Genomic DNA, 11,741 nt, shown 5'->3' with positions numbered 1-11,741 from the left:
AACTAAAGACTATGCAGAACATCCTCAACGCCTGGTTTGTACAAGGCATGATTAAAGCAACATCGGACGCCTGGCTGAAAGGCTGGGATGAGCGCAACGGCGGCAACATCACCCTGCGTCTGAGCGCGGACGATATCGCCCCCTATCAGGCGGATTTTCATCCACAACCGCGTTACATCGCGCTAAGCCAGCCGATGCCGGATTTGGCCAATACGCCGTTTATCGTCACCGGCTCCGGCAAGTTCTTCCGCAACGTACAGCTTGATCCCGCCGCTAATCTTGGCGTAGTGCGGGTAGACGGCAACGGAACCGGCTACCACATTTTATGGGGGCTGGAGAACGACGCCGTGCCGACGTCTGAGCTGGCGTCACACTTCCAGTCGCACAGCGTTCGCATTAAAGCCACCGGCGGCAAAGATCACGTGATCATGCATTGCCACGCGACCAACCTGATCGCCCTGACCTACGTGCTGGAGAACGACTCCGACATCATCACCCGCAAGCTATGGGAAGGCAGCACCGAGTGTCTGGTGGTGTTCCCGGACGGCGTAGGCATTCTGCCGTGGATGGTGCCGGGCACCGATGAAATCGGCACGGCGACCGCCGGCGCGATGTCAAAGCATTCTCTGGTGCTGTGGCCGTTCCATGGCGTATTCGGCAGCGGACCGACGCTTGATGAGACATTCGGCCTGATCGATACCGCGGAGAAATCCGCCGAAGTGCTGGTGAAAGTGATTTCCATGGGCGGCATGAAACAAACTATCAGCCGGGATGAACTGATTGCCCTCGGTAAGCGTTTTGGCGTTACCCCGCTCGCCAGCGCCTTGGAGCTTTAATCAGCCGCGCCGTTGACTCTCCCAAATCATTCGCCGTTCACCAGGCGGTAACCGAATGTCCCCCAGGCGGCGGATTAAGATCGCCCCTGGGGAACGAAGGCCTGATGCCGATCGAGGTAATTCCTCCGCCTATCTTCACGTACCGGCTGATGCGGCGAAAACGCTGAATACGCCGGCGGTGATGCGCATCGCCGGTCCTGAATTAATACGTTTAAGGAGATATTGATGAGCTTTATGTTGGCACTACCCAAAATAAGTTTTCACGGCGCAGGCGCCATTGGCGATATGGTGAAACTGATTACAGGGAAGAAATGGGGCAAGGCGCTGGTGGTCACCGACGGTCAACTGGTGAAAATGGGCCTGCTGGATAGTCTGTTCAGCGCGCTGGAAGGGGCGCAACTACCTTATGCCCTGTTTGACGAGGTGTTCCCCAACCCGACCGAAGAACTGGTTCAGAAAGGTTTTGCCGCTTACCAACATTCGGGATGTCACTACCTTATCGCCTTTGGCGGCGGCAGCCCGATAGATACCGCCAAAGCGATCAAAATTCTTACGGCGAATCCCGGCCCGTCGACGGCCTATTCCGGAGTAGGCAAAGTGCTTAATCCCGGCGTGCCGTTGGTGGCGATTAACACCACGGCGGGAACCGCAGCGGAAATGACCAGTAATGCGGTCATCATTGATGCAAAGCGCCAGGTAAAAGAGGTGATTATCGATCCGAACATCATCCCGGATATCGCCGTCGACGACGCCAGCGTAATGTTGAATATTCCCGCGAGCGTTACTGCGGCTACCGGGATGGACGCGCTAACGCACGCGGTTGAAGCCTATGTTTCCGTTGGCGCCCATCCGCTGACGGACGCCAACGCGCTGGAATCCATTCGCCTGATCGCCCGCTGGCTGCCGGAAGCCGTCGATAACGGCCATAATCTCGAAGCGCGTGAAATGATGGCATACGGCCAGTACCTGGCGGGCATGGCGTTTAACAGCGCCGGTCTTGGCCTGGTTCATGCGTTGGCGCACCAGCCGGGCGCCACCCACGACCTTCCGCATGGCGTTTGCAACGCGATCCTGTTGCCGATCGTTGAAGCATTTAACCGCCCGCAGGCGGTCGCCCGTTTTGCCCGCATCGCGGAGGCGATGGGGGCGAATACGCAGGGAATGAGCGAAGAGCAGGCCAGCTTGCAGGCCATTAAGGCGATTCGCGCGCTCTCGGCCCGCGTGGGGATCCCCTCCGGCTTCAGCCAATTGGGCATCAAAACCAGCGATATTGAAGGCTGGCTGGACAAAGCGCTGGCCGATCCGTGCGCGCCATGTAACCCGCGCGTCGCCTCTCGTGAAGAGGTTCGTGCGCTGTACCTGGAGGCATTATGATCCGTAAGGCTTTTGTCATGCAGGTGAATCCCGATGCTCATGAGGAATATCAACGTCGTCATGCGCCGATTTGGCCGGAGCTGGAAGCCGTTCTTAAACAGCACGGCGCTCATCGCTATGCCATTTATCTCGACGCTGAACGCCATCTGCTTTTTGCCACCGTCGATATCGAGTCGGAAGCGCGTTGGGAAGTCGTCGCCCAAACCGAGATCTGCCAGCGCTGGTGGCAATCGATGCGCGACCTTATGCCAAGCAACCCGGATAACAGCCCGATAAGCCAGACGCTGAAAGAGGTCTTTTATCTGGAGTAACGGCGTCTTTCCGTCGTTCCGCCTCGCCAGGGCGGCAACTATTTGCCGCCCTAATCTCCTGCGCCGCATGGCGCAAACATCACCGCGTGGAAATCTGCGCCGGTTAAAATCCGCAGAATAAAATTTTTATATCCCAAAAATGGAATGTGGCGATAAAGTTAATTATATTTAAAAATACATAAGGTTAATTATAATTAAGCATTCGTACTTCCCTATACTTCTTATCTCCACTAACGGATTTATGCATATCAATTAGTAGCTGAAATGATTCAGTGCGAATAGTTACTAAACTAACAATATTTATAAAAACGCATCTAAATCAATAATCACATTGTTTTCTCTTACTCCTATCCGGTATAGGAATATCCTTTTTTAAAGTCCTATATATGCCGTGAACCATAGGCTAAATAAATTCTTCAAATATGTAGTAAGGAAGAGGGGAATGAAGACCAAAACGTCATACGGCCTGAACTGGCTCCCATTAGTAATTATTCTCATTATCGCCAGCATTTTCTGGCAACTCACGCCACCAGAAGGACTTAGTCTCGCAGCATGGCATTCGGCTGTAATTTTCGTTGCCACCATTATCTGTATCGTGGCCAACGTACTGCCCATCGGGGCGATTGGTATTATCAGCATCACCATTTTCGCCCTGACCTATGCCGCCGGCGACAAAACCGCCAGCGGCGCGATACAAACCGCGCTCAGCGATCTTAACAGTTCGCTGATCTGGCTGATCGTCGTGGCGTTTATGATCGCCCGCGGTTTTATCAAGACCGGACTCGGCCGCCGTATTGCATTACAGATGATCCGTCTGTTGGGGAAACGCACGCTTGGGCTGGCTTACGGCCTGGCATTCGCCGATTTGGTGCTTTCCCCCGCCATGCCGAGCAATACCGCACGCTGCGGCGGTATCATCTACCCGATCGCCGACTCGCTTTCACGCAGTTTCGACTCCAAGCCGGATGACGCGTCACGCAGCAAAATCGGTACGTTTCTCATCACCTGCATCGGTAACGTCAACGATGTCACCGCGTCCATGTTTATGACCGCCTACACCGGCAACCTGCTGGCGATAAAACTGGCGGCCAACGCCGGCGTCAACATCACCTGGGGAAGCTGGTTCCTGGCGGCGGTGGTTCCTTGCCTCATCTCCTTAATCCTTGTTCCGCTACTTGTCTATTGGCTGACCAAACCAGAAATCCGCCGTACGCCGGACGCGCCTAAACTGGCCGTCGAAGAATTAAAGAAAATGGGACCGATGGCCCGCGGCGAATGGATGATGGCCTTTACCGTGGTACTGCTGCTGGTGCTGTGGATTTTTGGCGATAGCCTGGGCGTCGACGCCACTACCGCATCCTTTGTCGGCCTGTCATTCCTGCTGTTGAGCGGCGTATTACGCTGGGACGATATCAAAAGCGAAAAAGGCGCATGGGATACGCTGATCTGGTTCGCCGCCTTGTTGATGATGGCGAATCAGTTGAAAAAACTGGGCTTTACCACCTGGTTCGGCGATCTGATCGGCAACAGCGTCGGCCACATGATGCAGGGCACCAGTTGGGTTCTGGTGCTGCTGTTGCTTAACGCCGCCTATTTCTACACCCACTACTTCTTCGCCAGCGGCAATGCGCAAATCGCGGCCCTGTTCGCCGTTTTCCTTGGCGTAGGGATCAACCTGAATATCCCGGCCGTGCCGATGGCCTTTATGCTGGCCTTCACCAGCAGTCTGTATTGCTCGCTGACGCAATATACGCATGCCCGCGGACCGATTCTGTTCGGCGCCGGATATGTGCCGACCGCCGTATGGTGGCGAACCGGCTTTATCGTCAGCCTGTTGAATCAGGCCATCTTTATGACGGCGGGTTTGATGTGGTGGAAAGTGATTGGCTTGTACTAATTTTTAGCTGAAAAGAAAAATCCGACCAGGCCGGGGAATATCCCGGCCTGTTTTGTTTCAGCGCGGCGAAAGCCTGAATTAGAAAGAGTAGGACACACTGCCTACAACGCTGCGCTCGGCGCCGAAATAGCAGAATTCCAGCGAGTTACAGGCGGCGACATAGCGTTTATCGGTCAGATTGTTCACGTTCAGCTGCGCACTCAGCCCCTTTAAGCCGACCTTCGACAAATCGTAGCCGATCGCCATATCCACCAGCGTATAGGAAGGCAGCGTATGCGTATTGGCGCGATCGCTGGTCACGCCGTTCACATAACGCACGCCGCCTCCCAGCGTCAAACCATCCAGCGGGCCGCGACTCACGTCGTAGCTGGCCCAGGCGCTGGCCTGATTACGCGGCGCATAAACGGCGCGCTTTCCCTGTTCTTCCGGACTGCTCTTCTTATAGCGGATATCCGTATATGTGTAGGCCGCCTGCAAGCGCAGGTTTTCCGTCAGATATGTGACGGCTTCCAGCTCCACGCCTTCGGATTCGATTTCCCCCACGGAACGGTAGGGATCGGTCGGCTGCACTTTCGTGGCGACATTCTTCTGATTAATGCGGAATACCGACATGCTGTACTGGCTTTGCGAATCTTCCGGCTGATATTTCAGCCCGGCCTCCCACTGCCTGCCCTTCATCGGTTCCAGCACGTTGCCGTCTTCGCCGACAAAACTGGTTGGCGTGAATGCGGTGGAATAACTCACGTAAGGCGCAAAGCCGGAGTCAAATAGATAGAGCAAGGCCGCGCGGGAGCTAAAATTATCCTTATCCAGCTCGCTACGGCTACCCGTGTTCTTATCGATATTGGTCACCTTCACCCGATCGTGGCGACCGCCCAGCGTGAAGCGCCAGCGCTCCCAGCTCATCTGATCCTGAACGTAGAGGCCGGTTTGTTGCAGCTTATGCTTCTCAAGCGTCGGAGGATACATGATTGTCGGCAACGCGCCATAAACCGGGTTAAAGGCATCAATATCCGGGAATGCGCCCGACGGCCAGTCCACATCATTATGGCGTTGCTGGTAATCGATCCCCGCCAGCAGACGATGGTTGACCGAGCCGGTATCAAAGCTGCCGTCGAGCTGGTTATCCAACGTCAGCGCCGAAAGCGCTTCCCGCGAGCCGGAATAGTAACGATAAAGCGAGTCGCCGCTGCTCCAGCCATAGGCATAGACCTGATCCAGCCGGACTTTACTCTTCAGATAACGCAATTTCTGGCGTACCGACCAGCCATTGTCAAAAGCATGTTCGAAGTTATACCCGACCATATTTTGCTTACGATCGTACTTCTCGTAATTCTCTTCGCCCTCATAGAAATTATTGGAGATTTTACGGCCGTTGTGCGGCACCACGGTGCCCTCATAGGGTAAGCCGGAATGGCTGCCGCCTTCCGGATCGCGCTGCAGATAGGCCATCAACTCCAGCCGGGTCCGATCGGAAATACGCCATGTCAGGCTGGGCGCTATAGCATAACGCTCCTCTTTCAGCGGCCCGAACTGGGTATCCGCTTTACGCACGATACCGCCAAGACGGAAAGCAAAACGTTCATCGTCATCCAGCGGACCAGTCACGTCAAACGCCGCGCCGCGCTGCGCATTATTCCCGGCGAACAATTTGATCTGTCCGCTGCGTTCGAACGAGGGCTGACGTGAGCTAAGCGCCACAATACCGCCGGGCGAAGCGCGGCCATACAGCACGGATGCCGGGCCTCGCACCACTTCAATGCGATCGAGAAACCAGGGGTCGATCACTAAAGAGCTATGGGAGTTGGTATCCCCCATCATTTTCAAACCGTCCAGATAGACGTTATCCAGGCTGCCGTCGGAAAAACCGCGCAGCACCATATAGTCAAAACGGTTGGAGGCGCCGATCTGGTTGCTGAATACGCCGGGCGTATAGCTGACGGCCTGACGCACGCTGGCGGCTCCCTGCTGCTGGATCTGATCGCGCGTGACGATGGAAACGGACTGCGGCGTTTCTATATCCGGCGTCTCCAGCTTGGTGGCGCCGCTTTGCGTTTGCGAGGTAATAACCAGCGTGTCTTCCTGCGTGGAGGAAGAGGCGGTTTCGCCCTCGGCTAGCGCCGATATGCTCACGCTTCCCGCAATACACCCCACCAACACCGCCAGCCGCGTTTTTCTGAACATGTTACACTCCGCCCAACATTATCTGTAAATAAGAATTATTACCGTTTTGAGCGAAGCAATAGCTATGCGTAGTGACAACTTATGTATGCGCAATGACAAAAGCGCGCGGAAGCTGGAACTATTGAGAAATGATGAAGGTGAATCCCTTCACGGAAACGATGAGGGAGGCATCCGTGCAATCCGTTTAAGGAAGGGGACGCACGTCGCTTGGCGCTATGCCATAGCGCCGCCGGAAGGCGGTCGCAAAGTTGGAGGCATGTTGATAACCGGACATCCAGGCTGACTGCTGCACGCTATATCCCCGTTCAAGATAGCTGCGGGCCAGCGCCAGGCGGCAATCGCGCAGATAATCGAACACCGAATGCCCATAGGCTTGCCGGAATTTGCTTCTCAGGCTGCTGGGACTCATCGCCGCCGATTGCGCCAATTCATGCAAGGTGTACTCATTTTCCGGCTGCTGTTGCAGCAGTTGACGGATGTTCTCCAGACGACTGCGCTCGCCCGGCGAGGGGAGATGGCTTTTCCCCTGCGCTCGCGCTTCGGTCAACAGTCCGTAACCCAGCAGTTGCAGCATCGCCCCTTCCAACATAAATTGACGCGGTACGCCGGCAACGGCATGGTCCAGCGCGTGTTGCAAACCGGACAGCAAATAGCCAGGGACTTGCCACACAAAAGCGGGGCTCTGCGCGTTTTCCCACTCATGCAGCAAAGAGGCCATCATTGGCTGCGGCTGAAAACTGGCGGGATTAACCCCCAGCGTTAAGGTCTTGAGATGACGATCGGCCGGGTGACTCGCTTTCATCACCAGGTGTTCGCCCAGTCTGGTGCTGAACGCCATCCCCGAACGTATGACAAACTCGCGGCCGCCAAGGCGGATTGCCACGCAGCCCTCCAGCACCACCAGCGTATACATCGGCGAACATTGCAGCGAGGTCGATTCATAGGGCTGCAAAACCTGCACGTTGGAGTTTGTCAGGCAGATACCGGAAGGCAGCACCAGCTCTTCGACGTTGCCCTGTATAACGGCATGCTTTTCTTGGTGGCGAACGCCGCCTGACGGCAGCGCGGGAAAGTGGTAGCGGATGCCGTAGCGCTCGCCGAAATCAAAAAAATCCTCTATCGAAAAACGGCGCTTTACCATCGCGGAAGATACGCAGTCGACCATGCTCAGGATCCGGGATCAGGCCAGCCATCGCTGGAGAAAAGAGAACGGGGATAATTATTACCATGCTCACAATATCACCCGCTCCGGCAAGCATCAATAATATTGATAACTATTCTCAGCATGGCCGCTGCATATGGTATCAGCCGTGTTTAGCCGGGCCGAGATTTCACGGGGCGCGGCGCGATATCACAGAGAAAGATCAATGCTTATCACGCGCCACGCACGAAACATCCCCATTACTGATAAATACCATGGGCGGCTAGCTACTTGGAAAACGGATTATCAGACATCTTCCGCATCATAGCCCAGATTCGGCGCCAGCCAGCGTTCGACTTCAACGACGGGCATGCCTTTACGTTTGGCATAATCTTCTATCTGATCTCGCTGGATCTGCGCGACGGCGAAATACTTGCTGTCAGGATGGCTGAAATACCAGCCGGATACCGACGCGCCCGGCCACATGGCATAAGAGTCCGTCAGCTTCATGCCGACGTGCTTTTCCACATCCAGCAACTGCCAAATTTCCGCCTTCTCAGTATGATCCGGACATGCCGGGTATCCCGGCGCCGGGCGAATCCCCTGATAGTTTTCACGAATCAGCTCGTCGTTGCTGAGATTTTCATTTGCCGCATAACCCCAGTAAACCTTACGCACCCGCTCATGCAGATACTCGGCAAAGGCTTCAGCCAAGCGGTCCGACAGGGCTTTCACCATGATCTTATTGTAATCATCATGCCGCGCTTCCCACTGTTCGGCCAGCGCGTCCTCTTCCAGTCCGCCGGTGACGGCGAATGCGCCGATATAGTCCGGCTTACCGCTGGACTTGGGCGCGACGAAATCGGCCAGACAATAGTTCGGGAAATCCGCTTTTTCCGTTTGCTGGCGCAGATGATGGCTAACCAGGCGCACCTCGTCCCGCCGCTCATCGGTATAGACCTCCACATCATCCCCAACTCGGTTGGCCGGAAATAGCCCGACCACGCCGCGGGGATGAAGCGCGCCGCGCGCCGACAGGTCATCCAGCATGGCGTTGGCATCGGCAAACAGTCGTTTCGCCTCTTCCCCCACCACCTCGTCTTCTAGAATGCGTGGATATTTGCCCGCCAGCGACCAGGTCATAAAGAACGGCGTCCAGTCGATGTAGTTGCGCAGCGTTTCAATGCCGGCGGTGACTTCCTGCACGCCTAAGCGATGCGCCGCCGGCGGCGTATAGTTTTCCCAATCCAACGGGACGGCGTTATCACGGGCGGCCTGCAGCGTAATAGGCGCCGTTCTCGGTTTTTTACGGCCATGTTGAATACGCACCGTTTCATACTCTTTGCGGATGCGGGCCACAAAATCATCGCGCTGACTCGCGGACAACAGCGAGGAAACCACGCCCACCGTACGGGACGCATTCTGTACATAGACGGTTGGGCCGCTGTAATTCTGCTCGATCTTCACGGCGGTATGCGCTTTCGACGTCGTCGCGCCGCCAATCATTAACGGCAGCGTAAAGCCCTGGCGCTCCATCTCTTTCGCCACATTGACCATTTCATCTAGGGAAGGCGTAATCAGGCCGGACAGACCGATAATATCCACGTTCTCTTCGCGGGCGGTTTTTAGGATCCGATCCATCGGCACCATTACGCCCAAGTCAATGATTTCGTAGTTATTACACTGCAACACCACGCCGACGATATTCTTACCGATATCGTGAACATCCCCTTTCACCGTCGCCAGCAGGATCTTGCCGGCGGTTTCGCCTTTAGCTTTGCTGGCCTCAATATAGGGTTCAAGATAGGCGACGGCCTGCTTCATCACGCGGGCCGATTTCACCACCTGCGGCAGAAACATTTTGCCCGCCCCAAACAGGTCGCCGACCACATTCATACCGTCCATCAGCGGCCCTTCAATGACTTCGATGGGACGTTCCGACTCCTGACGCGCCTCCTCGGTATCCTGTTCGATAAACTCGGTGATGCCTTTCACCAGAGAATATTCCAACCGCTTCTTCACCGGCCAGGAACGCCATTCGGCCTGTGGCTTATTGCTCTCGTCATCTGACTTGCTGCCGCGGTATTTTTCCGCCAGATCCAGCATACGCTCGGTGGCATCGTCACGACGGTTGAGGATCACATCTTCCACCGCGTCACGCAGTTCTGCGGGAAGATCGTCGTAGATCGCCAACTGACCGGCGTTAACGATCCCCATATCCATACCGTTACGAATCGCGTGATAAAGGAAGACGGCGTGGATCGCCTCCCGCACCATGTCGTTGCCGCGGAAAGAGAAGGAAACGTTAGAGACGCCGCCGGAGATCATCGCATAGGGAAGCTGCTGTTTAATATCCGCGCAGGCCTCGATAAAATCGACCGCATAGTTGTTGTGCTCTTCAATCCCGGTCGCAACAGCAAAAATATTCGGGTCAAAAATAATATCTTCAGGCGGGAAACCGACTTCTTCCGTCAGGATGTGATAGGCGCGGCGACAGATTTCAATCTTCCGGGCGCGGGTATCCGCCTGCCCGACTTCATCAAACGCCATCACCACCATGGCGGCGCCGTAGCGCCGAACCAGCTTGGCGTGATGCACAAAGGCCTCAACCCCTTCCTTCATGGAAATGGAGTTAACGATCCCCTTGCCCTGAATACATTTCAGCCCCTGCTCGATCACCTCCCATTTCGAAGAGTCGATCATGATCGGGACACGAGCAATATCAGGCTCACCGGCAATCAGATTCAGAAAACGGGCCATCACCGCTTTCGCATCCAGCATCCCTTCATCCATGTTGATATCAATGATTTGCGCGCCGTTTTCTACCTGCTGACGGGCCACATCCAGCGCTTCGCTATATTTTTCTTCTTTTATCAAACGCTTGAAACGCGCCGATCCGGTAACGTTGGTGCGCTCCCCGACGTTAACAAACAGCGTGTTGTCATCAATAGTCAACGGCTCCAGCCCGGATAGACGGCAGGCTACCGGAATCTCCGGCAATTTCCGCGGCGCCACGCCTTTAACGACTTCAGCGACGGCGGCGATATGTGCCGGCGTCGAGCCGCAGCATCCCCCCACGATATTCAGAAAACCGGCCCGCGCCCATTCGCCGATGTGGCGCGCCATGTCCTGGGCGTCCAGATCGTACTCACCAAAGGCGTTCGGCAACCCCGCGTTCGGGTGAGCCGAGACGTAACACTCGGCGATACGGGAAAGCTCAGCCACATACTGACGCAGATCCTCCGGCCCCAGAGCGCAGTTCAAACCAAACGATAACGGGCGGGCGTGACGTAACGAGTTGTAGAAGGCTTCCGTGGTCTGCCCCGACAACGTACGGCCGGACGCATCGGTGATCGTGCCGGAAATCATCACCGGCAACTCAACGCCCAACGCTTCAAACTCGCTTTCAACCGCAAAAACCGCGGCTTTGGCGTTTAAGGTATCAAAGATGGTTTCGATCATAATCAGATCGACACCACCCTCGATTAACGCACGGGTGGATTCCCGGTATGCGGCGACCAGTTGGTCGAAAGTGATATTGCGGAACGCGGGATCGTTAACATCTGGAGAAATAGAAGCGGTTCGGTTGGTCGGGCCAAGTACGCCGGCAACAAAACGCGGCTTATCCGGCGTCATTGCCGTCCATTTATCGGCGCTGGCGCGGGCCAGCCGTGCCGCAGCGGTATTAATCTCCGCCGACAACGATTCCATACCATAATCAGCCATCGCGATCACGGTGGAGTTAAAGGTGTTGGTTTCGAGGATATCGGCCCCGGCTTCCAGATAAGCATCATGGATAGCGGCGATGACCTGGGGTTTGGTCAGAACAAGAAGGTCGTTATTGCCTTTCACATCACTTGGCCAGTCAGCAAAACGCTCTCCGCGATAGTCCGCTTCCTGCAAGTGATAACTCTGGATCATGGTTCCCATCCCACCATCCAGTACCATAATGCGTTGCGCTAACTGACGGCGCAACTCGTCTACCCGATTAGTCACAA

General features: G+C 55.5%; 7 protein-coding genes. 4 read left to right on the top strand and 3 right to left on the bottom strand.

The features are described 5' to 3' along the window. Positions 1–11: 11 nt before the first annotated feature. The 4 genes from rhaD to HC231_RS02465 all read left to right on the top strand — a co-directional run bounded on the left by rhaD (position 12) and on the right by HC231_RS02465 (position 4,418). Positions 12–836, top strand: coding sequence for a rhamnulose-1-phosphate aldolase (gene rhaD / locus HC231_RS02480; RefSeq protein WP_208229575.1), 825 nt, complete (start codon positions 12–14; stop codon positions 834–836). Between the two features lie 225 nt (positions 837–1,061). Beyond that, positions 1,062–2,210, top strand: a complete 1,149-nt coding sequence (gene fucO / locus HC231_RS02475) for a lactaldehyde reductase (protein WP_208229574.1) — start codon at positions 1,062–1,064, stop codon at positions 2,208–2,210. Continuing rightward, on the top strand, positions 2,207–2,521 hold the full coding sequence (gene rhaM / locus HC231_RS02470; RefSeq protein WP_208229573.1) for an L-rhamnose mutarotase: 315 nt from the start codon (positions 2,207–2,209) through the stop codon (positions 2,519–2,521). Before fucO ends, rhaM begins: the two co-directional genes overlap by 4 nt. 442 nt (positions 2,522–2,963) lie before the next feature. Continuing rightward, positions 2,964–4,418 (top strand): DASS family sodium-coupled anion symporter, encoded by a 1,455-nt coding sequence (locus HC231_RS02465; RefSeq protein ID WP_208229572.1) that lies wholly within the window; start codon positions 2,964–2,966, stop codon positions 4,416–4,418. Between the two features lie 78 nt (positions 4,419–4,496). Here HC231_RS02465 and foxA read toward each other — a convergent pair whose 3' ends face one another. The 3 genes from foxA to metH all read right to left on the bottom strand — a co-directional run bounded on the left by foxA (position 4,497) and on the right by metH (position 11,691). Next, the gene (gene foxA, locus HC231_RS02460) at positions 4,497–6,602 is read right to left on the bottom strand and encodes a ferrioxamine B receptor FoxA (protein ID WP_208229571.1); all 2,106 of its coding nucleotides are present in this window, start codon (positions 6,600–6,602) and stop codon (positions 4,497–4,499) included. Positions 6,603–6,786: 184 nt separating this feature from the next. Next, positions 6,787–7,743 (bottom strand): helix-turn-helix transcriptional regulator, encoded by a 957-nt coding sequence (locus HC231_RS02455; protein ID WP_208231193.1) that lies wholly within the window; start codon positions 7,741–7,743, stop codon positions 6,787–6,789. Positions 7,744–8,049: 306 nt separating this feature from the next. Beyond that, the gene (gene metH / locus HC231_RS02450) at positions 8,050–11,691 is read right to left on the bottom strand and encodes a methionine synthase (protein WP_425490546.1); all 3,642 of its coding nucleotides are present in this window, start codon (positions 11,689–11,691) and stop codon (positions 8,050–8,052) included. Positions 11,692–11,741: the final 50 nt, after the last annotated feature.

Source organism: Brenneria izadpanahii (assembly GCF_017569925.1).
Classification (GTDB): domain Bacteria; phylum Pseudomonadota; class Gammaproteobacteria; order Enterobacterales; family Enterobacteriaceae; genus Brenneria; species Brenneria izadpanahii.
The sequence above is the reverse complement of the archived record's forward strand: the minus strand, read 5'-3'. Positions and strand labels throughout refer to the sequence as shown.